This is a genomic window from Aminobacter sp. BA135 (genome assembly GCF_050859125.1).
GTDB lineage: Bacteria > Pseudomonadota > Alphaproteobacteria > Rhizobiales > Rhizobiaceae > Aminobacter > Aminobacter ciceronei.
Genome location: NZ_CP139572.1, coordinates 3,650,267 through 3,673,363 on the forward strand (window position 1 = coordinate 3,650,267; position 23,097 = coordinate 3,673,363).

General features: G+C 59.3%; 23 protein-coding genes. 11 read left to right on the plus strand and 12 right to left on the minus strand.

The window, feature by feature from the left end:
- Positions 1-36: 36 nt before the first annotated feature.
- From SLT36_RS17785 to SLT36_RS17815, 7 genes are all read right to left on the minus strand, one after another.
- Positions 37-3,231, minus strand: a complete 3,195-nt coding sequence (locus tag SLT36_RS17785) for an efflux RND transporter permease subunit (protein ID WP_432283734.1) — start codon at positions 3,229-3,231, stop codon at positions 37-39.
- A complete protein-coding gene (locus SLT36_RS17790; protein ID WP_432283735.1) occupies positions 3,228-4,190 on the minus strand; it encodes an efflux RND transporter periplasmic adaptor subunit in 963 nt (320 codons plus the stop codon). The genes SLT36_RS17785 and SLT36_RS17790 overlap by 4 nt, the downstream gene beginning before the upstream one ends.
- Positions 4,191-4,201: 11 nt before the next feature.
- Positions 4,202-4,402 carry a YgaP family membrane protein gene (locus SLT36_RS17795; RefSeq protein ID WP_432283736.1) on the minus strand — a complete coding sequence of 67 codons (201 nt, stop codon included), beginning with the start codon at positions 4,400-4,402 and terminating at the stop codon, positions 4,202-4,204.
- A gap of 96 nt (positions 4,403-4,498) precedes the next feature.
- The gene (locus SLT36_RS17800) at positions 4,499-5,806 is read right to left on the minus strand and encodes an NAD(P)/FAD-dependent oxidoreductase (protein WP_432283737.1); all 1,308 of its coding nucleotides are present in this window, start codon (positions 5,804-5,806) and stop codon (positions 4,499-4,501) included.
- A 304-nt stretch (positions 5,807-6,110) separates the two neighbouring features.
- On the minus strand, positions 6,111-7,382 hold the full coding sequence (locus tag SLT36_RS17805; protein ID WP_432283738.1) for a sensor histidine kinase: 1,272 nt from the start codon (positions 7,380-7,382) through the stop codon (positions 6,111-6,113).
- A gap of 17 nt (positions 7,383-7,399) precedes the next feature.
- Complete coding sequence (locus tag SLT36_RS17810; protein WP_432283739.1) at positions 7,400-8,101, minus strand: response regulator; 702 nt, start codon at positions 8,099-8,101, stop codon at positions 7,400-7,402.
- Between the two features lie 35 nt (positions 8,102-8,136).
- Positions 8,137-8,697 (minus strand): Spy/CpxP family protein refolding chaperone, encoded by a 561-nt coding sequence (locus tag SLT36_RS17815; RefSeq protein WP_432283740.1) that lies wholly within the window; start codon positions 8,695-8,697, stop codon positions 8,137-8,139.
- A 134-nt stretch (positions 8,698-8,831) separates the two neighbouring features.
- Here SLT36_RS17815 and SLT36_RS17820 point away from each other — a divergent pair, with 134 nt between their 5' ends.
- The 7 genes from SLT36_RS17820 (at position 8,832) to SLT36_RS17850 (ending at position 14,286) form a co-directional block, all read left to right on the plus strand.
- The gene (locus tag SLT36_RS17820) at positions 8,832-9,611 is read left to right on the plus strand and encodes a Crp/Fnr family transcriptional regulator (protein ID WP_432283741.1); all 780 of its coding nucleotides are present in this window, start codon (positions 8,832-8,834) and stop codon (positions 9,609-9,611) included.
- A 443-nt stretch (positions 9,612-10,054) separates the two neighbouring features.
- Entirely contained in the window at positions 10,055-10,267 is a 213-nt protein-coding gene (locus tag SLT36_RS17825) for a YgaP family membrane protein (protein ID WP_192315966.1), read from the plus strand.
- Positions 10,255-10,704, plus strand: coding sequence for a YeeE/YedE family protein (locus SLT36_RS17830; protein WP_263006846.1), 450 nt, complete (start codon positions 10,255-10,257; stop codon positions 10,702-10,704). Before SLT36_RS17825 ends, SLT36_RS17830 begins: the two co-directional genes overlap by 13 nt.
- A 3-nt stretch (positions 10,705-10,707) precedes the next feature.
- Complete coding sequence (locus tag SLT36_RS17835) at positions 10,708-11,157, plus strand: DUF6691 family protein (RefSeq protein WP_432283742.1); 450 nt, start codon at positions 10,708-10,710, stop codon at positions 11,155-11,157.
- Positions 11,158-11,196: 39 nt separating this feature from the next.
- Complete coding sequence (locus tag SLT36_RS17840; protein WP_432288382.1) at positions 11,197-12,060, plus strand: MBL fold metallo-hydrolase; 864 nt, start codon at positions 11,197-11,199, stop codon at positions 12,058-12,060.
- 28 nt (positions 12,061-12,088) lie between these two features.
- Positions 12,089-12,421 carry a TIGR01244 family sulfur transferase gene (locus SLT36_RS17845; protein WP_432283743.1) on the plus strand — a complete coding sequence of 111 codons (333 nt, stop codon included), beginning with the start codon at positions 12,089-12,091 and terminating at the stop codon, positions 12,419-12,421.
- Positions 12,422-12,501: 80 nt separating this feature from the next.
- A complete protein-coding gene (locus tag SLT36_RS17850; protein ID WP_432283744.1) occupies positions 12,502-14,286 on the plus strand; it encodes a SulP family inorganic anion transporter in 1,785 nt (594 codons plus the stop codon).
- A gap of 323 nt (positions 14,287-14,609) precedes the next feature.
- Here the strand turns inward: SLT36_RS17850 and SLT36_RS17855 are convergent, their stop codons facing one another.
- Complete coding sequence (locus tag SLT36_RS17855) at positions 14,610-16,202, minus strand: MBL fold metallo-hydrolase (protein WP_432283746.1); 1,593 nt, start codon at positions 16,200-16,202, stop codon at positions 14,610-14,612.
- Positions 16,203-16,349: 147 nt separating this feature from the next.
- Here SLT36_RS17855 and SLT36_RS17860 point away from each other — a divergent pair, with 147 nt between their 5' ends.
- Positions 16,350-16,841: an NUDIX domain-containing protein gene (locus SLT36_RS17860; RefSeq protein ID WP_432283747.1), complete on the plus strand. Its 492-nt coding sequence runs from the start codon at positions 16,350-16,352 to the stop codon at positions 16,839-16,841.
- A gap of 20 nt (positions 16,842-16,861) precedes the next feature.
- On the opposite strand, the gene SLT36_RS17865 is transcribed toward SLT36_RS17860, so the two are convergent.
- From SLT36_RS17865 to SLT36_RS17875, 3 genes are all read right to left on the minus strand, one after another.
- A complete protein-coding gene (locus SLT36_RS17865; protein WP_083948563.1) occupies positions 16,862-17,422 on the minus strand; it encodes a helix-turn-helix domain-containing protein in 561 nt (186 codons plus the stop codon).
- Between the two features lie 198 nt (positions 17,423-17,620).
- A complete protein-coding gene (gene fixJ, locus SLT36_RS17870) occupies positions 17,621-18,244 on the minus strand; it encodes a response regulator FixJ (RefSeq protein ID WP_432283748.1) in 624 nt (207 codons plus the stop codon).
- On the minus strand, positions 18,231-19,739 hold the full coding sequence (locus SLT36_RS17875) for a PAS domain S-box protein (RefSeq protein ID WP_432283749.1): 1,509 nt from the start codon (positions 19,737-19,739) through the stop codon (positions 18,231-18,233). The genes fixJ and SLT36_RS17875 overlap by 14 nt, the downstream gene beginning before the upstream one ends.
- A gap of 207 nt (positions 19,740-19,946) precedes the next feature.
- On the opposite strand from SLT36_RS17875, the gene SLT36_RS17880 reads away from it, so the two are divergent.
- From SLT36_RS17880 to SLT36_RS17890, 3 genes are all read left to right on the plus strand, one after another.
- The gene (locus SLT36_RS17880; RefSeq protein ID WP_432283750.1) at positions 19,947-20,594 is read left to right on the plus strand and encodes a BON domain-containing protein; all 648 of its coding nucleotides are present in this window, start codon (positions 19,947-19,949) and stop codon (positions 20,592-20,594) included.
- Positions 20,595-20,617: 23 nt separating this feature from the next.
- Complete coding sequence (locus SLT36_RS17885; protein ID WP_432283751.1) at positions 20,618-21,601, plus strand: zinc-dependent alcohol dehydrogenase family protein; 984 nt, start codon at positions 20,618-20,620, stop codon at positions 21,599-21,601.
- 572 nt (positions 21,602-22,173) lie between these two features.
- A complete protein-coding gene (locus SLT36_RS17890; RefSeq protein ID WP_432283752.1) occupies positions 22,174-22,386 on the plus strand; it encodes a hypothetical protein in 213 nt (70 codons plus the stop codon).
- 115 nt (positions 22,387-22,501) lie between these two features.
- Here the strand turns inward: SLT36_RS17890 and SLT36_RS17895 are convergent, their stop codons facing one another.
- Positions 22,502-23,089, minus strand: coding sequence for an NAD(P)H-dependent oxidoreductase (locus SLT36_RS17895; RefSeq protein ID WP_432283753.1), 588 nt, complete (start codon positions 23,087-23,089; stop codon positions 22,502-22,504).
- Positions 23,090-23,097 lie beyond the last annotated feature (8 nt).

Consider the following 23,097-nt stretch of genomic DNA (forward strand, 5'->3'; position numbering starts at 1 on the left):
AGCGGGACTTGCCAGGGTCATTTGTTCATTTCTCACCTACGTCCTCAGCACCCTGTAGATCGCCGGGATGACGAGCACCGTGAGCAATGTCGACGAAGCGAGACCGAACAGCAGAGAGATGGCGAGCCCTTGGAAGATCGGATCCGACAGAATTACCGCCGCGCCAATCATGGCCGCGAGCGCGGTGAGGAGGATCGGTTTGAAACGAATTGAACCAGCTTCAATCAGTATCTTGGTCAGAGGCAGTTCGCCGGTGTTGGCATGACGGATAAAATCGACAAGCAAGATTGAGTTACGCACGATGATGCCGGCGAGCGCGATGAACCCGATCATAGAGGGCGCCGAGAACGGCGCGGAAAGCAGCCAATGGCCACCCAGTATGCCGATGAAGGTCAGCGGTATCGGTGTCAGGATCACAAGCGGCAGCTTGAAGGAGCCGAACTGCGCAACGACCAAAATGTATATGGCAAGCAGCGCGACCAAAAATGCTGCACCCATGTCGCGGAAGGTCACCCAGGTAACCTCCCATTCGCCATCCCAAAGGAGCGTCGAGGAACCCTCATCCTGCGGTTGGCCATGCAGCGAGATGACGGGCTTCGGCAGCCCCGTCCAGTCCTGCGCATCGATGGCCTCCCGCACCGCAAGCATGCCGTAAAGGGGGGCTTCGAACGTTCCGGCGAGTTCAGCCGTTACCATTTCGGCAGCGCGGCCATTGTGCCTGAATACCGGAAACGACGCACGTTCTTCGGCAACCCGCACAACGTCGCCGAGTTCGACAACACCGCGATCACCCGGCAGTACGTTGGCTGGAAGGGGCGTCGCCAAGAACTGCTCGTCGACAACCCTATCGCCCTTCGGCCGCTCGACGCGGATGGGGATTGGTTGCCGGCCGCCTCCGCGATGGGAATAGCCGACCGTCGTGCCGCCGTTGAGGATCGCGATCGTGTCGAAGACGTCGCTCTCTTCGACATGGAAGAACTCGGCGTCGTCGGTTGAAATCCGCATACGCAGCCGACGCGCGGGCTGCCCATAGGAATTGTCGATGTCGACGATGAATGGAACCGACCGAAAGGCCATCTCGACCTTCTCCGCGACTTTTCGCCGGGTCTCGCCATCGGGTCCGTAGACTTCTGCCAGAAGCGTTGCCATGACGGGTGGCCCAGGCGGTGGCTCGACGACCTTTAGGCTGGTGCCCGACGGCATGGACACGGCCTTGATGCGCTCTCGAATCTCGAGCGCGATCTGATGGCTGGAGCGGATGCGCTCCGCTTTGGGCAGAAGGTTTATGGCGACATCGCCCTGTTGCGGCTCCGTCCGATAGAAGGAATGGCGCACCAGGCCGTTGAAATTGAAAGGTGCCGCAGCCCCGGCATGCGTCTGGACCGACATCACCTCCTCCAGAGCCAGAACTATGCGCGCAACCTCCTGCGCAACGCCGTCGGTGGCTTCGACGGAGGAGCCCTCGGGCAGGTCGATCGTGACCGATAGCTCTGACTTGTTGTCGAAGGGAAGCAGCTTGACGGTCACATCCCTAGTGTAAAACAACGCAAGGGAACCGAGGGTAAGAATGCCGACTGCGAGCAGAAACGACCAGCTTGCGATTTTCGACGACAGGATCGGGCCTGCCACGGCGGCATAGGTGCGGCCGAACACGCCGCCATGCCCTTGATGGTGACTGATCGGGGTTGCCCTACCGGCAATCCTGAGCATCAACCAAGGTGTTACCGTGACAGCGACGAAGAACGAAAAGATCATCGCTGCCGACGCATTTGCAGGAATCGGGCTCATATAGGGTCCCATCATCCCCGAAACGAAAAGCATCGGCAGAAGCGCAGCGACGACGGTAAGTGTCGCAACGATGGTCGGATTGCCGACCTCCGCAACCGCCTCAATTGCAGCATCCTTGCGTTCGCGGCCGTCGCCCATGCCCCAGTGGCGCGCGATGTTTTCGATGACGACGATTGCGTCGTCGACGAGAATGCCGATCGAGAAGATGAGGGCAAAAAGCGATATGCGGTTGAGCGTATAGCCCATCCACCACGAAGCGAAGAGGGTAAGCAGGATCGTAACGGGAATAACTACCGCGACGACCACGGCTTCACGCCACCCGATGGCCAGCCAGACAAGAAGGATGATCGAGACCGTGGCGAGCCCGAGATGATAAAGAAGCTCGTTCGCCTTTTCGTTGGCGGTCTCGCCATAATTGCGTGTGACTTCGACCGACACCTCGCCCGAAATGAGGCTTCCCTTGAGCATTTCGACCCGGTGCAGGATCGATTCCGCAACTGTCACCGCATTCGAACCCGCACGTTTGGCAATGGCCAGCGTGACCGAAGGAACGCGCGAAACTCCATTTTTCGATCGTGAGACCGTCGATACCAGAATTTCCCCCGTGTCGGTTGCGAAGGCAACGTCGGCCACGTCACGGACATAGACTGGACGGTTGTCACGCGTCGTCACCAACAGGTTGCCGATCTGGTTCGGTGAACTCAGCGTCTCGCCGGCAATGACGGCGATCTGCTCACCATCATCCCTGGCCCCTCCAGTAGGAAAAGCCTTGTTGGCTCCGGAAACCTTCGCGGCAAGCTGCTGCAGCGTGACGCCATAGAGTGCGAGCTTTTCGGGACGCGGCGCCACCCGTATGATCTCTGCCGTTTCGCCGACGAGATAAGTCAGGCCGACATTGTCGATCTTGGCAATCTCGGTGCGCAATTGGCGTGCGATGCGCGTCAGATCGTTCGCCGTTATGCGATCGGCCATGTTTGGGTTGGGCGAAAGCGTCAGCGTGACGATCGCAACATCGTCAATGCCGCGGCCGACGATGCGCGGTTCGGGGACGCCGAACGGAATGCGGTCCAAGTTCGCGCGGACCTTGTCATGGACACGCAACACCGCGGCGTCGGATGAAGTTCCGACGATGAAGCGTGCGGTTACCATCACTTGATCGTCGTCAGTTTGCGAATAGACGTGCTCCACGCCATCTATTCCTTTGACGATCATTTCCAACGGTTCGGTGACCAGCTTGACGGCATCATCGGCCTTCAGGCCGTCAGCGCGAACAAGGATATCAACCATCGGAACCGAAATCTGCGGCTCTTCCTCACGTGGCAATGTCAACAGAGCGATGAGTCCGAACGCGAAGGCAGCGACCAGGAACAGCGGCGTCAGTGGCGAGGCGATGAAAGCTCGCGTCAAGCCCCCGGCAATACCAATACTCGTCGGGAGCTTCATGGCGTGATCACGACATCGCCGGCGGAGAGTCCAGTCAGGACCTCGACATAGTCCCCGTCAGAACCTGCGATCCGCTCGCCCAGCACAAGCGCCCGATCAATCTCGACGCCACCAACCATGACACGGACAAAATCGATGCCCGACCGGGCTTCAACGGATGCGACCGGTACGAGCAGCACTGAGCGCTCGCCAACCGGAACCTCGACGAGCACACGGGCACCGATAAAAGCCGTTTCCAGCTTTTCGACCTCGACGTCGGCGAGAACGCGGCCATTCTCGATCTGTGGGTAAATTTTTGCGAGACGGCCGGTCGAGTCCGCGCCGTTCGCATTGATACGGATCGAGGCCCCCTCTTTCAGCAGCGGAGCATGGCGTTCAGGCATCGCCAGGCGCAGGAAGACGCCGCCACCGCCTATCGTGGCCACCACTTCGCCGGCCATGATGACGGCGCCCCGCGTCACCGGCACGGTGAGCACGCGGCCAGCACCGGGCGCGAATACTTCTCCCTCAGCGCCTTGCTGAACGATGACCGATCGTTGCGCCTCGCTTGCAGCCAGTTGGTTTTGTGTAACATCCGCATCGGTCCGAAGCTGGTCGAGACGCTGCGCGGTCATCACGCCCCTTTCGACCAGGGTCTGGCCGCGGGCCAACTCGGATCTTGCCGAGACAAGCTGCGCCTCAAGCGCGCGAATTTGCGCGTCGATCGCGGCGATCTGAAAAGCGATCTTGTCATCGCGCACGGTAGCGATCTTCTGCCCGGCCTCGATATTGTCGCCCTCGCTCACATTGAGCTCGACGATTACCCCACCAATGCGGGCACGCGCAGGAATCGTATCGCGTGCCTCGACCCGACCATAGACCGCCTTCCACTCGATCACCGGGGTGGGAGCGAGTGTCACGGTTCCAGCCAATGCCGGGCCACACGCGAGCAGCCCGGCGAACAGTGGCAAGGTTCGCATTTCGGCGAACCTTAAAAGGCGCGGCCCGGCTTGACGCCGAGCACCTTGAAGACGGCCGCTGCCGGGCAGAATCCAGTGAACGCGGATTGCACAAGATTCAGGCCAACAAAGACCGTGAGCCAAACGAACAAGGGCGAAACCCAAACCGTCAGCACCACCGAAAGCAGCACCATGATGCCGGCAAATGCGAGAACGGAACGGTCAAGCGTCATTGGTAATCTCCATCTGTCTTGGGAAGGCCTGCGTAACTATTGGATACGACGCCGGGACGCGCCGCCGCATGTCCTGCGCGGCAAAGCATCAAGCACTCAGACATGCGGCGTAGCCGCGCCGTCATCGATCTTGATTTCCTTCAGCTTGTCGACGCCCATCACCTGCAAGGCGAGACGCTCGTAGAACGGCTCGGCCTTGCCTGTCCGGACCTTGTGCAGGAAATACCTCTCGAAGCCGACCTTCGCTGTATGAACCCATTTGCCGGAGGACGACCAATTGACATTGCGCGGCGGGATCTGCGGCTGGGCGACGAAAGCGACGCCGGAATCGCCCAGGTCGGCCAAGCAAACCGCGTTCCATGTTGCTTCAGCATCCGGCTCGGCGCCCGTAACCAGGCGGCCAATGTTCCGGGCTGCAGCAGTGGCCATGGATTCGATCATAAAGCCTGTTTTTGGAACGCCGATGGGGACCGGGGTCTTTCCAAGAGGCGCAATGGCAACGCACACACCGATTGCGAAAATATCCGGGTAGGCGGTGCTGCGCTGATGCTTGTCGACGACAATGAAACCGCGAGCATTGGTTAGTCCTTCGATGCCAAATACGGCCGCAACACCGCGAAACGCCGGAAGCATCATTGAAAAGACTTGCGGGAGTTCGTGTGCCTTCTTCAAGGATCCGTCGTCGGCGATTTCCGAGACGGACATCTTGCCCGGCTCGACGCGGTCAACCTTGGCATTGCAGATCCACTTGATGTGATGCTGGCGCAACTCGCTTTCGAGAAGCCCCTTGGTGTCGCCGACACCGTCCAGGCCAAGATGACCAATATACGGCTCCGAGGTGACGAAGGTCATCGGCACCCGATCACGAACCTTGGCCTTGCGTAGCGCCTTTTCGAGGATGAATGCAAATTCGTAGGCGGGACCGAAGCACGAAGCGCCCTGCACAGCGCCGATGACCACTGGGCCTGGATTGTCGACCAACGCATCGAACGCCTTCTTTGTCTTTAGGGCATGGTCGATGTGACAGATGGACTGCGAGTTGTGGTCAGGTCCAAGCCCGTCGATCTCATCGAAAGCCAGTTCGGGACCCGTGGCAATCACCAGATAGTCAAAGGTAACAGAAGATCCGTCGTTGAGTTCGATGCGACGCTCTTCCGGTTTCAGGCGCTTGGCGCCTTGTGGATGCAGCGCGATGTCATGGCGTGCAAACACCGGTGCAAGGTCGACTTCGATCGATTCCCTATCGCGCAAGCCGACCGCAACCCAAGGGTTGGAAGGCACGAACGAATAGCGGTCTCCATTGGAAACAACCGAAACCTTGTGTTCTTTCCCAAGACCTTTGCGAAGCTCATAGGCCATGATCGTGCCGCCAAGCCCGGCACCGAGGACGACAACATGCGCCATGCATTCCTCCCGATGTGATGTCCTCGCGCACGCTACAAAGCGTTGTTTCAGCGCCGCCGAACGCTTGTGACATACGGCCTCCTCACCCGTTCGACATTGATCCTTGTCAAGCGACCGAGTGATACCGCGACAAGTGCCCCTGCCAGCAGCGAACGCCGTCTTGCCAGTCGACGCATCCTGGAAAACGCAATGAGTGAGCGTGTCTTACGGACACGGGACCGCACCTATTTCGACGCACACAAGCGCGGTAAAGACATCCCGGTTGATGCGCCAAGCACTGGAAGATCGGGGCTGACAGGACGGATCAACCGCTCGTCGGCGTTGGTCTTGCGATTGGCTGCGCCAAACTCGACGCAGGGAATTCCACGATGAAACATGCCCCACCCTCCGGCACCCTTTCATAGCGGACCGACCCTCGGTGGTGAGTAGCGATCTGGCGGACCAAGGATAGTCCAAGCCCCCAGCCGCCCTTGCTCTCGCTTCGTCCCGTCGGACGGTAGAACTGTTCGAAAACGCGTGTGTCCTCGCCGTCTGCAATGCCCTCGCCGTGGTCTTTGACGCACAGGCGCACCATTGCCCCATCGGTCTCGACCTCGGCGACCACCGGTGGAGCCCCATGGCACAATGCATTCTGCATCAGATTGCGAACCAGGCGTCTCAGCAACCGCGCATCGCCCGAGATTATGGCGGTCGATCCAGTGACCGTAACATCGTTGCGCGCACCTTCCTCGGCTGCAAGTGCAAGCATGTCGACGGCTTCCACATGATCCAGTTTTTGGACATGGTCGAGCCGGCTGGCCAACAGAATTTCCTCGACCAGACCGTCGAGTTCCGACAGGCTTTGCACGATCTCTCGCTTCGTTGCCTGATTGGCCGAACGCTCGTAGAGGTCTATGGCCATGCGAAGCCTTGCCAACGGCGAACGCAGTTCATGGCTGGCATTGGCGAGCAGGGATCGATGCGCGTCGACCAGACGTTCGATGCGATCGGCCGCAATGTTGAAACTCCGCGCGACCGCTGCGACTTCATCGCTGCCACTCGCCGCAACCCGGGTTCCAAGCTCACCAGTTCCCCAGATTTCCACGCCACGGCGCAGACGCTCCAACCGCCGCGTCAGATGACGAACCACAGGATAGGCTGCAAGGCCAATAACACCGGCGATGACTGCGAGATAGCCAAGTGGGTTTCGTCCACCCGGCCCCAATGGCATGCGTGCCTGTATCGAACGACCATCCACCAATCGAATTACAAACGGCCGTTTGCCATCGTGTGCCTGACGCGAGCCGGGCGCGTCGAGTTTGAACGGCTCTCCGGCACTGGCAATCAATTGGTCATGTGGGTTGTAGAGCGCCAGATCGGCAGCGAAAGCGTCCGCAAGCCTGTCAAGCGTGGTCTTGAGCATAGCCGGATCGTCGGTCACCGGCAGCATTGTGGCGAAGAATTTGTCACGCCGGCCGCCCCATCCCCGGTCCAGCTCGTCCTGCCCCAGCCGGACAAAAAACGCACTCGCGATTGCGACTACTGCCAAGCTCGCCAGCAGCGTAAGGTAGATCTTGAGGAAAAGGCTGTTGCGCACCAGAATTTCGCCCCGACTTATTTCTGATCGTCCTGAAAGCGAGCGAAAACATAGCCGGCGCCACGCACGGTAACGATGCGACGCGGGTGTTTGGGATCATCCTCGATTGCCGCCCTGATCCGAGAAATATGCACATCGATCGAGCGATCGAACGCTTCGAGCTCTTCGCCTTTGACAAGGTCCATCAGTTGCTCGCGCGAAAGCACCCGTCCGGCATTCTCCGCCAATGTAACGAGAAGATCGAATTGATAACTGGTCATTGGGCAATCGCGGCCATCGATACGGACTGAACGAGAACCGGGATCTATCTCTAGCCGCCCGGACCGAATGATGCGCGATGCGGCCAGATCGCCGCCACGGCGCCGCCGTAGGATAGCCTTGAGTCGCGCAAGCAGTTCGCGCGGATTAAACGGCTTTGGCAAGTAGTCGTCCGCGCCCAACTCCAGCCCGATAATCCGGTCCGTCTCGTCCCCTTTCGCCGTGAGCATAAGTATGGCCACGTCAGATACAGCTCGTATGCGGCGGCAGGCCTCGAAGCCGTCCAGATCGGGCAGCATGACGTCGAGAATTACCGCGTCTGGCGAACGCCGTTGCACATCGGCGAGGCCGGCATGCCCGGTTGCAGCGGTGTGTACAGCGTAGCCATTTCCCGAGAGATAGTCCGCAATCATGGCGGACAGGCGTGTGTCGTCATCGATGATCAGCACCTGTTCCGCCATGGGACTCTCCGGATTTCAACCTTGCAGTTGAAATCCTACCACCGGCCGTGATCTCCGCGCGCCTTGAAATGCTCCAGCATCTTTGCCCTTTGTTCTGGCGTCAGGATTTCCGCTGCATCGACAAGAGTGGCCGTCATTTTCCGCGAGGCGGCATCGATCGCGGCAACGCGCTCACTGCGCAACTTTTCGATCGCAGATCGATCGATGGTCGGCGCGCCCAGAATGTCGGCAGCGGCGTTGCGCGTGTCCCTGAAGTCGTCGAGCATCGGAGCGATCTCATCTCGGGCAGAACCGAAGAGCTCCTTCAGCTTCTTCGACTGTTCCGGTGTGGCATCGATATCTTCCATCATATGCTCCATCCGGCGCTCCGAGAAGCCACCGCGGCCCATCGAAGCATCCATCATCTGGTGTCCCTTGCCAAAATGCAGCATTCCGTGCCCATCTGCGAACTCGCCACTGTTGGCCACGGCAAGTCCGATGCCAGCGACTGCTGCGGCAGCAAGGCCGCCGATAACGATGCGCCGTCCCCAGCTACGCGACCCAGTTGCGGTGTTCGGAGCCAATGGGGCCTGCATATCCTGCTTGTCGGTGTTCATGATCGTTTCCTTGGTTAGGCGGCACTTGCTGCCGCGATAACGCCAGACTGGAGGGTCAACGTTTCTCGAGTGACGGGGAAGTGTGAAGAAATGTGAAGGTGCCTCCCTGTCGACCAGGTTTCCAAGGACGCTCTTTGACTTGGCTCAAGGCGGTGAGCGATGGCGACTGGCAGATGTATGTCGCTGCATCCGGTGAGCGGGTTTCAGTCTGCCCTGCGGAATACCGCAATAATGGGAGTGCGATCGTTTTGACTGATTGGATCAAGCAGTTTCCGGGCTTGTCCCGTATTGAGCCGGCCGTACGCGACGCGCTGACCCGAAAGAGCGCCATAATTGCGGTCCCGCAAGGCACTGTGATCTTCGGTCCTGGCAAGTCACCCGAGAACCTGCTTCTGCTGCTGGAAGGCAGGGTGCGGGTGCAGCAGGTATCGGAAGGTGGCCGCGAGATCGTTCTTTATCGGGTCGAGGCTGGACAAAGCTGCGTGCTGACGACCGCCTGCCTGTTGGCCCACGAAGACTATTCCGCCGAGGGCATCGCCGAAACCGACGTGCGCGCCGTGGCCATCCCGCGCGCGGTCTTCGATGACCTGGTCTCCCAGTCGGTCGCTTTCCGCAGTTTCATATTCACCGCCTATTCCAAAAGGATCACCGATCTGTTTCAGGTCATCGAAGACATCGCGTTCCAGCGCGTCGATATCCGGCTTGCGCAGAAGCTGATCGATCTGGAACGTGGCGCAAGACAGATCAAAGCCACGCATCAGCAGATGGCAGCCGAACTGGGCACCGCGCGCGAGGTTGTCTCGCGCCAGTTAGGCGAGTTTCAGCGACGGGGATGGATTCGGCAGTCGCGCGGGACGATCGATCTGGTGGATATTGCCGGGTTAGAAAGACTAGCCGCCCTGGATGCGGGATAGATCTCATGGTTTCTGGTGAACAGTAGCTATCGCTGATGCTCAGGGCTCCAACGCTAGAATTCACAAAGGCCAGAGAAGGCTAGGCGCCCACCGGTGAAGAACACGGGCTGCCTGAGCGGTCAAAATGGCCTCCGGACGACTTGGAAGCAGTACCCGCGCGGGCGCCAGCCGGGCCCTCCCACGCCCGAGTTCGCACCCAATCTGATCGCCCGGCAAGGCCCGCGAGCCGACCACCGCGCCAAGCCGCGACCAATGCTCCGCCAAGATTACCAGGAACTTGATACCGGCACAGCGGAGACAGGCAAGCGCAGCCTTGGTATCGCCCCTTTCGCCGCCCCGTCAGCCTGCAAGTCCCGCCATTCACCTCCGCTTGGTGACATCGTCACTGAACGGCGGATCGAAAGGGCATAGACAGGTCCCGTATTCAACAGGAGATCAGGACAATGATTGCCAATGTAGGAACCATAGACCGGGCTCTTCGTCTTGTCCTCGGCGTGGGGCTGATCGCTGCGGCGTTGTTCAGCAGTTGGGACGTCTTTGACAGCGTTGCACTAGAATATGGCGCTGTGGTCGTGGGCATTGTGATGCTGGCGACTGCCATGTTCCGCTTCTGCCCACTCTACGCGGTGCTGGGGGCCACGACGTGCCGGAACTGACCACCATCGAAACCCTTTTCACCCCGTGGCAATCCCTCTCAGGCGGCATTCTGATCGGGCTGGCCTCGGTGCTGCTGATGCTGACCCTTGGCCGGATCATGGGAGCCACCGGCGTCCTGGCAGGTGTTCTGACGCCGTCCGCGCATCCAGATACCGGTTGGCGGCTTGCATTGCTGGCCGGGATGATCAGCGGGCCGCTTGTTACGCTGGCTGTGACCGGGCAGATGCCCGCAGTCGAGGTAACCGTGTCCATGCCTATGCTTCTGGTGGGCGGCGTGCTGGTCGGGATCGGCGTGACCTACGGATCCGGCTGCACCTCGGGACACGGGGTTTGCGGGGTGGCGCGCCTGTCGCGCCGGTCCATTGCGGCAACATTGACCTTCATGCTGACCACCGGGGTGACCGTCTATGTCATTCGTCATGTTCTGGGGGCCTGAGACATGCGACTTCTGACTTCCTATCTCATCGGCCTTGTCTTTGGCGTGGGCATTTCGGTTTCGGGCATGGCCAACCCAGCCAAGGTGCTCAACTTCTTCGATGTGACAGGCACCTGGGACCCAAGCCTCATCTTCGTCATGGGAGGGGCGGTTGTCATCGCCTTCCTTGGTTATCGCATTGTCTTGCGCAGGACCTCGCCGATCATCGACGCGAAATTCCACTTGCCCGACAATCTGCGTATCGATGCCCATCTGCTCGCCGGCTCGGCCGTGTTCGGCGTGGGCTGGGGCATCGCCGGGTTCTGCCCGGGGGCCGCGCTCCCCGCCTTGGGAACTGGCCAGATCGAGGTCGTCGCCTTCGTGGCGGCGCTGATCGCCGGCATCTTTGGCGCCAAGGGCCTAATGGCCCTGAGCGGTGCGCGCGCAGCCCGCGTGCTGCGCCGCGAAACCTGAACCAGAAAGGAGACTGCCGTGACAGATTATCCGGTCAACATGTCCGTCAAACCACAGGTCGAGGCATTCTTCGACCCGGCAACCAATACCATCAGCTATGTGGTGAAAGACCCGTCCTCGAACGCCTGTGCCGTGATCGATTCCGTCATGGACATCGACTATGCGGCGGGCCGGATCACCTATGACCATGCCGACGCCATCATCGACCATATCCGCAAGCACGGCCTGAAGCTGGAGTGGATCATCGAGACCCATGTGCATGCCGACCACCTTTCCGCCGCGCCCTACATTCAGAGCGCTCTCGGCGGCAAGATTGGCATCGGCGACAAGATCATGGTCGTTCAGGACACGTTCGGCAAGATTTTCAACGAAGGCACCGAGTTCCAGCGCGACGGCAGCCAGTTCGACGCCCTATTCGAGGATGGCGACACCTACAAGATCGGCAACATGGAGGCGGTGGCAATCTACACCCCCGGCCATACGCCGGCCTGCATGGTTCATGTCATGGGTGACGCGGCTTTCGTGGGAGATACACTGTTCATGCCCGATGGCGGATCGGCGCGCGCCGATTTCCCCGGCGGCGATGCCGCCACACTTTACGACAGCATCCAGAAGGTGCTGGCTTTGCCAAACGAGATGCGCCTGTTCATGTGCCACGACTACGGTCCCAATGGCCGCGACATCCAGTGGCAAACCACGGTGGCCGCGGAAAAAGAACACAACATCCATGTCGGCAAAGGGGCCACCAAGGAGCAGTTCGTGAATTTGCGCACCGAACGCGACGCAACGCTGGCGATGCCAAAACTCATCATCCCGTCGCTCCAGGTGAACATGCGCGCAGGCGAGGTGCCGACCGACAAGGACGGCCGGCCAATGCTCAAAGTACCCATCAACGCGCTTTGACCTCTGACCTCCATTCAAGGACAAGAAAATGCAGGACATCAAACACATCACGCCGGATTTCGCGGTCAGCCCGCAGATTGCGCCTGTGCAACTCGCCGACCTGAAGGCCGCGGGCTTTACAACAGTGATCTGCAACCGCCCCGATCACGAGGATGCAGGCCAGCCAAGCTTTGCCGAGATCAAAGCCGCCGCCCAGGTCGCAGGGCTTGAAGCGTTCCACATTCCGGTCACGCCAGGTCAAGCAACCAGGGTTGACGTTGTCGCTTTCGACACCGCCGTGACCACAGCTCAAGGCAAGGTTCTGGCCTATTGCCGTACGGGCGCCCGGGCGCAGAGCCTCTTTGCCGCGATCCAGGGATGAACCCGGCAGTCTGCCCCTTTCTGCAGACGCATTGAAGCCGCCTCTCTTGGACCATGAAGAACCCAGAAAAGTCTCGTCCCATGTCTGCCATATCGCTCGCCCGCTATCTTCCGATCCTGCAATGGGGCCGGACCTATGATCGTCACGCCCTGACGGGCGACTTGCTGGCGGCGGTAATCGTGACGATCATGCTGATCCCTCAGTCGCTGGCCTATGCGCTTCTGGCGGGATTGCCGCCGGAAGCCGGGCTCTATGCCTCGATCGCGCCTGTCATCCTTTACGCGATCTTCGGTACCAGCAGGGCGTTGGCCGTGGGACCAGTGGCGGTGGTGTCACTGATGACGGCCGCTGCCATCGGCAACATCGTCGAACAGGGGACCATGGGCTATGCCGTGGCCGCCCTCACCCTTGCAGGATTGTCTGGAGTAATCCTGCTCGCGATGGGGCTCTTTAAGCTGGGATTTCTCGCCAACTTCCTGTCACATCCCGTCATCGCGGGCTTTATCACAGCATCCGGCATCCTCATTGCGACCAGCCAGATCAAACATATTCTGGGCGTAAGAGCAGGTGGCGACACTCTGCCTGCAATGGTCGTATCACTGGCCGACAACCTCATTGCAACCAACTGGATCACCCTGGTGATCGGGATCGGTGCCACCGGGTTTCTGTTCTGGGTCCGCAAGGGTTTGAAACCGACGCTGCGCCAACTCGGCCTTGGCCCGCGCCTGGCGGATATGGTGACCAAGGCCGGTCCTGTGCTTGCCGTGGCCGTGACGACGGTCGCAGTCTGGGGCCTCGAACTGGATGCAAAGGGAGTGCAAATCGTTGGTGACGTGCCACAGGGCCTGCCGCCGCTAACGCTGCCCTCATTTTCCACCAATCTGATCGGGCTTCTGCTGCTTCCCGCATTGTTGATTTCGGTCATCGGGTTCGTGGAATCCGTCTCGGTCGCGCAGACGCTCGCCGCCAAGAAACGACAGCGGATAGACCCCGACCAGGAACTGATCGGACTGGGCGCCGCCAACATCGGGGCGGCTTTCACGGGAGGATACCCGGTGACGGGTGGCTTCGCTCGATCGGTGGTAAATTTTGATGCAGGGGCCGAGACCCCTGCCGCCGGCGCCTTTACCGCAATAGGGTTGGCCGTCGCGGCCATAGCGCTAACCCCGCTGATATACTTCCTCCCCACGGCCGCCTTGGCCGCGACGATCATCGTGGCGGTGCTTTCGTTGGTCGATTTCTCGATCTTGAAGCGCAGTTGGACCTACTCGAAGGCAGATTTCGTCGCCGTGGCCTCGACCATCGCTCTGACGCTCGCGATGGGCGTAGAGACCGGCGTATCAACGGGAGTGGTGCTATCCATCGCACTACATCTCTACAGATCCTCGCGTCCACATATTGCAGAGGTTGGCCTAGTTCCAGGCACCCAGCATTTCCGCAATATCCGACGCCACACCGTCCTCACCGACCCTACCCTTCTCACCATCCGCATCGACGAGAGCCTCTACTTCGCCAACGCTCGTTTTCTCGAGGATTACGTCGCCGATCGCGTCGCCTCCGATTGCCCGATCAGAAACGTGGTGGTGATGTGCTCTGCCATCAACGAGATCGATCTCAGCGCACTGGAAAGCCTGGAGGCGATCAACCATCGCCTGAGGATGATGGAAGTGAAGATGCACCTGTCGGAAGTGAAAGGCCCGGTGATGGACCGGTTGAAAAAATCCCATTTCCTCGATGCGCTGACGGGGCAGGTGTTTCTGTCGCAATACGACGCGATGCAGACCCTTGCCCCCAAACAGGGCCTTAACCACCCGGACAACCCAAGTCATGCCGCGAGCACCTGTTCAAGGTCAGATCCGGGGTAAGCCGTGACATCACCTCTCGCCTTGACCGATGTCCCCCATCGTCGAATTGACTCCCGCCACGTGCGGAACCATCTCAAAGTTGGTCACTATGTTCGATACAATACGCAGAAAAGCGCTTGGCGCGTCGATGGTTGGCGCCGGCAGCATCCTGGACACGTTCTGCTATCGGGCCTGAGCGGCCAATCTCACACAGAAAGGAACCACCATGCCGGACAAGGTCCGCAAGCTCCCCGATAAGCTCGACGGTATCCCTGCGTGAAGGTTATTCGCGGCTTTCTCGCTCCGCTCCTGGGCGGCATGCCGAGAGAACTGTTCGGCATAGCTCAAGGTCGGCCCTCAGTGATGAGGGCTCGGCGCAACCGACGAATGACAGCAGACCGTCCGCGTTCGTCCGCCTGCTGACTGACGGCCTGGCTTACATCGAGCAGCAATTCCGATAACTCGTTGTGCCAATCAAGGCGGGCGACCTTGCCCGGCAACAGACGCTTCGGTTCGTTGAAATCAACCCTTTGCGCGCCGCCCCTACCGAGATCGAAGGCTTCGTCGAGTTGCGGTGCAATGATACGTTCCGGAGAGATGAATGCCGCCAAGCGTGCCTTCAGTCCGGACAGGCCAGTTTCTTCGCCATGGGTCAGGAATACCCCTTCATGGATAGGCAGTCGCGCCCTTACCCAATCCTCGAGCTCGCTGGCATCGGCGTGGCCCGAATACAGGTCGAGCAGTCTGATCCGAGCCTTGACTTGAAACTCCTCTCCCTGAATTCGTACCCGTTCGGCCCCGTCGAGGAGAATGCGTCCTAGCGTTCCCTGGGCCTGAAATCCGGCAAGCATCACCGTTGCGTTCCTCCGCCACAGATTCGCCTTCAGATGGTGTCGGATGCGACCTGCATCGCACATGCCGCTTGCTGCGATCACGACGTAGAACCCGCTAAGGCGATTGATCGCCTTGCTTTGCTCAACCGTTTCCGTGAAGCGAATTTCGCGAGAACTGAGAGCCTGCCTGAGCACATCGCCTTCCTGGATTTCGTCGGCATGTCGCTCGAAGATTGTGCTGGCGCGAGTGGCTAGCGGCGAATCCACGAAGACATCAGCCTTGGGAATCTGCCCTTCGCGCATCAACCAGAACAGGTCGACAAGCAACTCCTGCGTTCGTTCGACGGCAAACGATGGGATGATAAGCGGACCGCTTGCGGCGAGCGCGCCTTGCACTTCTTGCAAGAGCAGGGACCTACGTCGCTGCGGGGTGATTTCTCCTCGCTCCCGGTCTCCGTAGGTCGATTCGCAAATCAGATAGTCGACATCCGTCGGCGCTTCCGGATCCGGCTGCAGAAGTTTGTGGGCCGGACCGACATCTCCGGAAAACAATAGTCTGAGCGGCTTGTCCGAAAAATTGATCTCAATTTCGACTGAAGCGGACCCCAACAGATGCCCGGCGTTCCAGAACCTGACCCGCACACCAGCTACGACTTCGAACCATTCTCTATATTGCCTGGCATGGAAGAGCGTCATGCACTTTGCCGCGTCTTCCGCCGTGTATATGGCGGCTACCGCCATACGACCCCGTTGGGCGTTGCGGCGATTGAGGTGCTCAACTTCCATTTCCTGGATGTGAGCGCAATCAGGCAGCATGACCGAGCAGAGATCGATCGTGGCTCGGGTGGCATGTATGGGGCCGGAGAACCCATGCTTCATCAGCTTGGGAAGCAACCCACTGTGATCGATGTGGGCATGGGTCAGCACGACCGCGTCAATCCTGCGCGGATCGAATGGAAAGTCTCCGTAATTGAGCTCCCGTTCAGATTTCGATCCTTGGAAGAGACCACAGTCGATCAGAATCCTCTGGTCCCCGACTTCAAGCTCATAGCAAGAGCCAGTCACCGCATGGGCAGCGCCATGGAAACGTAGACGTGGCACCATTTCTTGACGCTCCGCGAAGGTTCCCGTTTTGGCATGGTCCGCCAACCTAAACACAAGTTTGCCAGAGTTTCATTTTGCGATCCTTGACTGGGGTCAATTTTCGGCCTGCTATTTTGAACCCATCCGGAAGCGGGGTGCAGGCTTGTCATGGCAAGGAAGAGCGCAGGCATACTAGCGTTCAGGCGAACGCAAGGGTTCGTGGAGGTCCTGCTTGCCCATCCGGGCGGGCCGTTCTGGAGCAAACGCGATCTTGGCGCCTGGTCCATGCCCAAAGGCGAGCATGCCGACGACGAGGAATCGGAGGCAGCGGCCAGGCGAGAGTTCCAGGAAGAGACAGGCATCGAAGTGACGGCCAAGCTCATTCCGCTCGGAACCGTCCGCCAGCATAGTGGGAAGCTGGTCACCGCCTTTGCCGTGGAAGCCGACATCGATATGACCGATTTCAGAAGCAACCTGTTTGCCATGGAGTGGCCGCCCCACAGCGGCCAAGACAAGCTCTTCCCGGAGGTGGACCGAATTGAGTGGTTCTCGTTGGCCGACGCGAGCAACAAGCTCGTCGCCGGACAGCGACCATTGTTGGATTTACTTCGCCAGGCAATTGCGAGCGCAGCCTCTGCGGAAAGATGCTCGGGCCAGTGACTGGGACAATGCCCAGCCATCTATTCGCACATAACCGATAGCGCCTGCATTTTAACGATTTCAACCGTTCTCAAGGACACCAGCCGCATGATGCCTTGTCCGCGCAGTCGGGTGAAGACACGTGACACGGTTTCAAGCGACAGGCCTAGATAATCGGCAATGTCTGTCCGTGACATCGGCAGTTCAAAGCGCTCGAGCCCACCCTGACGCTCGAACATGTCCAGCAAAAAGGCGGCAACTCGCTCAGGGGCATTCTGACGGCCGAGAACGAGGAGATGCTCCTGGGCGCGCACCAGGCCGCGCAACGCCAGAGGCAGCAGCGTTGCCGACAAATCAGCGGTTGCCGACACTCTCATGGAAAGCGTCGAGGTGGCACCGACCGCCTCGGCGAAGAAATGATGGCGACTATCTGCCTCAAATCCGAACACTTCGCCGGGCAGGTGAAATGCAGAGATTTGCCTGCGGCCATCAGCCAGCAGCCTATAGACCCTGACGCAACCGAACTTCACCACATAGAAGCAGTTCGCGTCGCTGCCTGGGGAGAAAATCTCGGAGCCAGCCGGATGGAATGACGCGGGCATTGGAACTCCGAATGCCGGAAGAGGCATCTGGCCTAACAGCGCGTCCCAATTGGACCCCGTGGTATTGTCGACCTTGCCCTGAGAATGCATTGCTCTCTCCCGCGGTAACCGGGAGATTCATCGCGCATAAGCCGCTGCGGAGAAATTCGGTTATGTCACTAGGGGACAATACGTAGTCACGTGATGGTTTGGGGGCTGTTAATGCTGCCTGGCACCAAGTCCCGCATCGATGGCCATTCTCACCAGTTCGGGAAGGCTTCGCGCTTCCATTTTGGACATCACGCTTGCCCGGTGAACCTCGACGGTTCGAGGACTGATATCGAGATCGTAGGCGATCGTTTTGTTGGGGAGGCCCGCAACAACGGCGGCGAAGACCTCGCGCTCGCGTTCGCTCAACAGCGCCACGCGTGAACGAATGGCAGATATGTCCTCGTGAACGGCCTGCCTTCCGAGGCTGGCGATGGCCCGGTCTACGGCCGAGATCAGGACATCGTCCTTGAACGGCTTTTCGATGAAATCGAAAGCTCCTGCTTTCATGGCTTCTACGGCAAGTGGAACGTCGCCATGTCCCGTGATGACGATCGCGGGAATGGCGCTGGATAGCTGGCGGAGCCGCTGAAGCAATTCGATCCCATCTACGTCAGGCATGCGAAGGTCCGTCACCAGGCAGCCATTGCGGATGGTTGGTGCCGCAGACAGGAACGCCAAGGCAGACTCGTGCTGGCGCACAGTGTATCCGGACATGGTAAGCAGGAATGCCAGAGACCTTCTGACCGGTTCCTCGTCGTCGACGATGTGGACGACGCTCTCACCCTTGTCCATCGATCGTCTCCTGTCCAAAAGCAGGCAAGGTGAAGCGGAAAGTAACCCCGCCATGGGCGTTCATCCGCATGCTCAGCTCGCCACCGTGGGCCTCAACGATGCGTTTGGCAATGGAGAGGCCAATGCCCATGCCGCTTGCCTTGGTGGTGACGAAGGGCTGGAAAAGGCGTGCAGCGATTTCATCGGGGATGCCAGGCCCAGTGTCGGAAACTTCGACGGCCACTTCCCCGGGGTTCCCAGAAGCTGTCCGCACGGTGAGCAGCCGTGTGTCGCTATCGCGCATGGCTTCAATGCCGTTGCGCATGAGATTTGTCAGCACCTGCTGGATCTGCACTCTGTCAACCATCACCATCCCTGCTCCGGGCCCGAAATCAAAGACTGAGCGAACGCCTCGCTCTCTTGACCCCATCAGGGCCAGAGCGCCTGCCTCTTCGACAAGCCTATGAATGTCCTCGGGCGCTTTCTCGGTCTCCCCGCGCATCACGAATTCGCGCAGATGGCGAATGATCTCTCCCGCTCGTAGCGATTGCGTCGCAATCTCTTGCAACGCCTCTGGAAGCTGGGAAGCCGCTTGCTCTGGGCGTTCGCGCAGCATGCGGATTGACCCTTGCGTGTAGTTTGCAATTGTCGACAGCGGCTGATTGAGTTCGTGCGCAAGCGTGGAAGCCATTTCGCCCAGCTCGTTGAGGCGGGAAAGCCTGGCAAGTTCGCCTTGGATCTCCTGGAGGCGTGCTGCGGATTCCTCTCGCTCGGTCAAATCTCGGATGAACCCGGTGAAATAGATTTTGTCGCCGGACTTCATCTCGCCCACCGCTAGCGTCATCGGAAACGTGGAGCCATCCTTTCTGCGGCCGACCACCACCCGGTCGACCCCAATGATGCGCTTCTCGCCAGTGGTCAGGTACCTGCGGATGAAACCATCGTGACCGCTTCGATACGGCTCCGGCATGAGGATTCTAACATTTTTGCCCCTGACTTCCTCTTCCAGGTAGCCGAACTGCCTGACTGCTGCCGTGTTGAAGGAAACGATGGTTCCATCTCTTTCGATGACAACCGAAGCGTCGAGGACAGTGTCCAGTATCGACTTGAGATGGGCCTCGCGCTCAACGAGCCTGTGCTTCGTTTCCTCATTAACGGTCCAGGCCCGATGCAACAGTTCACCCATTGCCGCCAGCGCGAAACCTACGAGGGCGAAAACCAGCAGTGGACCGACACCAGTGTTGCCCTCCAGCTTGAGCCCGCCAATGTAGAAAGCGGCAATAACGGACAGGACGACGGAAACCAACCCGGGGCCCGCGCCGCCCATCATCGCCGCCATGAGAATTGCCGGGACGAAGAGTATGAAAGTGGCGCTGTCAGCCAGAAAGCCATGGAGGAGAATACGTGCCAAGAATGCGAATGCCACGACTGAACAGGCAAAAAGGTATGCTTTTCCCCTTTTGTAAACAAAGGGAAACGTTACCTTGCGGAACTTAGAGATGGCGTCTGCTGCCATACCCGCTTCCTGATGTTCCCTGACCTAACGCCGCCTAAATGCGGGTCAGCATTCCACCCTTGTACATCCATAGATCTTGCAGTGCTATCGGGATCGCGTGCAGGCTGAGAGAGTGGGGCCGCGGGCGCAATCCGTTTGACACAGGTCAATGCAGCCCTGGCTTTCTGCGAGAGACTGGACGCTTCTGCTGCCGACGGAGTTCGAAGCATGTCTGACGACGCTCTCAAGCAGGATGTCCTGGACGCACTCGATTTCGAGCCCAGCATCGATGCTGCCCACATCGGCGTGGCAGTCGATCACGGTGTTGTCACCTTGACTGGACACGTCTCGACCTATGCTCAAAAGGCCGCGACAGAAGCAGCGACGCGACGGGTGAAGGGGGTCAAGGGGATTGCTCAAGAAATCGAGGTCCGGCCCTTCGGAGCCAATGCCACCGCCGATGACGAGATCGTCAGGCGGGCTCTAAACACCCTGGCATGGAATACGACGATTCCGGACAACGCTGTTCAGATCACGGTGCAACGTGGCTGGGTGACGATTACTGGTAGCGTCATTTGGCAGTACCAGAAGTCCGCCGCAACCGATGCCATATATCGGCTGGCTGGCGTGGTTGGCATCTCCAACAATATTGAAATCAAGCCGCACCTGAAATCAGCCGATGTCAGCAAGAAGATCAAGTCGGCCTTGATACGCAGCGCCGAAGTCGAAGCTCAAGCAATCCAGGGTTCGGTAGTCGATGAAACTGCCCGGCTGGAGGGCCACGTTCGGACATGGTCAGAGCGCATCGCCGCCAAACGCGCAGCTTGGTCCATCCCCGGAGTGACCCAGGTCGACGACCGAGTTTCGGTGAGTTGAAGGCATATTGAGGGACTGCTGCAATGAAGGCAATGCTGCTGGAGCATGTGGGCCAACAGCTTCGGCTTGTTGAGAGGACGGATCCTTTCCCCGGGCCCAGGCAGATCCGACTGCGTGTCGAAGCCTGCGCCGTATGCCGAACCGATCTCCATGTTATCGACGGAGACCTGCCAAATCCGAAGCTGCCGTTGATCCCGGGGCACGAGATTGTCGGCATTGCTGACCTGGTCGGATCGGATGTCGACAGTTCAATGCTCGGCCGTCGATTCGGCGTGCCTTGGCTGGCTCGAACGTGCGGCACCTGTCTCTATTGCAGCACGGGTCGCGAGAACCTGTGCGATGCAGCTGAGTTCACAGGCTACACACTGGACGGCGGTTTCGCGACCCATGTCTTGGTTGGCATCGACTATGCCTTCGAGCTCGACCCCCTTGCCGATCCGGTGGCGCTGGCCCCTCTGTTATGTGCTGGGCTTATCGGGTGGCGATGCCTGAAAAAGGCGGGAGACGCTAAGCGTCTCGGGATCTTTGGTTTCGGCGCGGCCGCTCATATCATCGCCCAGGTTGCGGTCTGGCAAAAACGGGAAGTCTTTGCTTTCACCAAACCGGGAGACGTGACCGCCCAGGGCTTGGCCCGCCAGCTTGGCTGCGCGTGGGCGGGCAGTTCGGGAGATCAGCCTCCGGCAGAACTTGACGCGGCGATCATCTTTGCACCGGTTGGTACACTTGTGCCCAGGGCGCTCACTCTGGTTCGCAAAGGCGGGCGAGTTATTTGTGGCGGCATACACATGAGTGACATCCCGGCCATGGAGTACAAAGTCTTATGGGGGGAGCGCGAACTCGTTTCGGTGGCGAACCTGACGCGTGGGGATGGCCAGGAGTTCTTTTCAATCGCTGAGCAGGCGAAAATTCATACCCGCACCACCGCCTATCCGCTCCAAGAAGCCAACACCGCACTAGACGACCTTAGGTCGGGAAAGCTCAGTGGGGCTGCAGTCCTAAAGCCTTAGCCAATTTCTGCCCGGCATTGGTTTGACCCCACAACCGCCGATCACAGGCTCGAACGCCCGTCGGCATGCGGCATTTATGAAGTGATGGGGAAAGGCATCTCGAATCATATGAGGAGCGCTCCAGCTTGATGCCTGACCTTCCACATTCTCTGGCGAACAAGGCGGCCAGCATGTCTGGAGCCCGCACTCGTCTCCTCCTACCGGTCTGGCACCGGACGATACCGAACGAGTACTTCGTGCTCGCCAACACTAGATCAGAAGGACCAGTGGTCGGATACCTAGCCGACGGGCCAATCTATGAGACAGTCATCGACGCTTGGGGAATGCGCTATCGTTACGATAGCCTCGTCCCGCGCGATGTCCACAGATGCCTCGATGGACTACGCCTGCGTGCGGGTGAATGGATCGTCAATCCCGGCGGCCTCATCTACGTCGCGGAGGCTCCGCTTGCCAAAGTGCAGGACGTGCGGTGATCAGCCACCACCCGAGCATGCCCTGGATACTTGCACCGCCTTAGCATTTGGGACCGCAACTTGATGCGCGACATGTCTTCCCGGATAGGAAACCCACTGATGAGCATCTTCGACAAGATCAACAAGAGGCTTTCGGACAATCTGTATCGGCATGGGCATTACTTGACGGACCCCCACGCAAAAGACCATGAGAAGATCGTTGAAATGGTCGACGACCTCATGGAATTTGTCAAAGAGGACGCGAGGAAGGAAGTGAGGGGGAAGGTCATAAATCTGATACGTCGCCACAAACGTCACGACGTGGAAATATAAGGCACCCACGAGTGACGATCAGCTTTACCGAACTGGCACGACGTAGATTGGCCATCCCGACGGTCTACTCACAGGCCAAGAAACATCCGAGGACTTGGCTGGCCCCTAGCGGAGTTCATCGAGCGCCTATCCCAAGGCTTTCGATCTTCCGGATCCATTTCTTCCGCCGCTCCAGACTTCCCCCCACAGGCCCGAGCAAGGTTTCATATACTGGCTTGATCCCCACGAAATTCAGGATCCCTCGGCGCATGCCGGCGATCCCGTGGTTGAGGAACCATAGCCGATAGAAGATCGACGGCATTCCCATGGTCACCACGATCCGGGCGGATCGGCCCCGCAGAAGAGATTTTGTCAGCATTCCCTTGTTTTCCGGGTACTGGAAGGCCACTCCTGGCCGCATCGTCTGTTCGAGGAATCCTTTGAGCAGCGCAGGCATGGTGCCAAGCCACAACGGGAATACGAACACCAAGTGTTCAGCCCAGACGATCGCGTCGGTAGCCGCTCGCAATGGTTCAGGGACAGTACCGTGCTCGAACTCTTCGGCGGTCCTCAACAGCGGGAAGTCTGTGATCGCCAGATCGATCTGACGGATCTGATGGCCCGCGCTCTCCGCCGCGGCAGCATACGCTTTCGCAAGCACGCGACAAAACCGATCGGGAGAAGGATCCGGGTGACCAATTACGATGAGGATACGTCGAGCCATCGAGACAA

Excerpts from the sequence above, each read along its gene's own strand:
- SLT36_RS17785 (WP_432283734.1), bottom strand. The coding sequence starts at position 3,231 with ATGAAGCTCCCGACGAGTATTGGTATTGCCGGGGGCTTGACGCGAGCT.
- SLT36_RS17790 (WP_432283735.1), bottom strand. The coding sequence starts at position 4,190 with ATGCGAACCTTGCCACTGTTCGCCGGGCTGCTCGCGTGTGGCCCGGCA.
- SLT36_RS17795 (WP_432283736.1), bottom strand. The coding sequence starts at position 4,402 with ATGACGCTTGACCGTTCCGTTCTCGCATTTGCCGGCATCATGGTGCTG.
- SLT36_RS17800 (WP_432283737.1), bottom strand. The coding sequence starts at position 5,806 with ATGGCGCATGTTGTCGTCCTCGGTGCCGGGCTTGGCGGCACGATCATG.
- SLT36_RS17810 (WP_432283739.1), bottom strand. The coding sequence starts at position 8,101 with ATGGCGGAACAGGTGCTGATCATCGATGACGACACACGCCTGTCCGCC.
- SLT36_RS17815 (WP_432283740.1), bottom strand. The coding sequence starts at position 8,697 with ATGAACACCGACAAGCAGGATATGCAGGCCCCATTGGCTCCGAACACC.
- SLT36_RS17825 (WP_192315966.1), top strand. The coding sequence starts at position 10,055 with ATGATTGCCAATGTAGGAACCATAGACCGGGCTCTTCGTCTTGTCCTC.
- SLT36_RS17835 (WP_432283742.1), top strand. The coding sequence starts at position 10,708 with ATGCGACTTCTGACTTCCTATCTCATCGGCCTTGTCTTTGGCGTGGGC.
- SLT36_RS17840 (WP_432288382.1), top strand. The coding sequence starts at position 11,197 with ATGTCCGTCAAACCACAGGTCGAGGCATTCTTCGACCCGGCAACCAAT.
- SLT36_RS17845 (WP_432283743.1), top strand. The coding sequence starts at position 12,089 with ATGCAGGACATCAAACACATCACGCCGGATTTCGCGGTCAGCCCGCAG.
- SLT36_RS17850 (WP_432283744.1), top strand. The coding sequence starts at position 12,502 with ATGTCTGCCATATCGCTCGCCCGCTATCTTCCGATCCTGCAATGGGGC.
- SLT36_RS17855 (WP_432283746.1), bottom strand. The coding sequence starts at position 16,202 with ATGGTGCCACGTCTACGTTTCCATGGCGCTGCCCATGCGGTGACTGGC.
- SLT36_RS17860 (WP_432283747.1), top strand. The coding sequence starts at position 16,350 with ATGGCAAGGAAGAGCGCAGGCATACTAGCGTTCAGGCGAACGCAAGGG.
- SLT36_RS17865 (WP_083948563.1), bottom strand. The coding sequence starts at position 17,422 with ATGCCCGCGTCATTCCATCCGGCTGGCTCCGAGATTTTCTCCCCAGGC.
- fixJ (WP_432283748.1), bottom strand. The coding sequence starts at position 18,244 with ATGGACAAGGGTGAGAGCGTCGTCCACATCGTCGACGACGAGGAACCG.
- SLT36_RS17875 (WP_432283749.1), bottom strand. The coding sequence starts at position 19,739 with ATGGCAGCAGACGCCATCTCTAAGTTCCGCAAGGTAACGTTTCCCTTT.
- SLT36_RS17880 (WP_432283750.1), top strand. The coding sequence starts at position 19,947 with ATGTCTGACGACGCTCTCAAGCAGGATGTCCTGGACGCACTCGATTTC.
- SLT36_RS17885 (WP_432283751.1), top strand. The coding sequence starts at position 20,618 with ATGAAGGCAATGCTGCTGGAGCATGTGGGCCAACAGCTTCGGCTTGTT.
- SLT36_RS17890 (WP_432283752.1), top strand. The coding sequence starts at position 22,174 with ATGAGCATCTTCGACAAGATCAACAAGAGGCTTTCGGACAATCTGTAT.
- SLT36_RS17895 (WP_432283753.1), bottom strand. The coding sequence starts at position 23,089 with ATGGCTCGACGTATCCTCATCGTAATTGGTCACCCGGATCCTTCTCCC.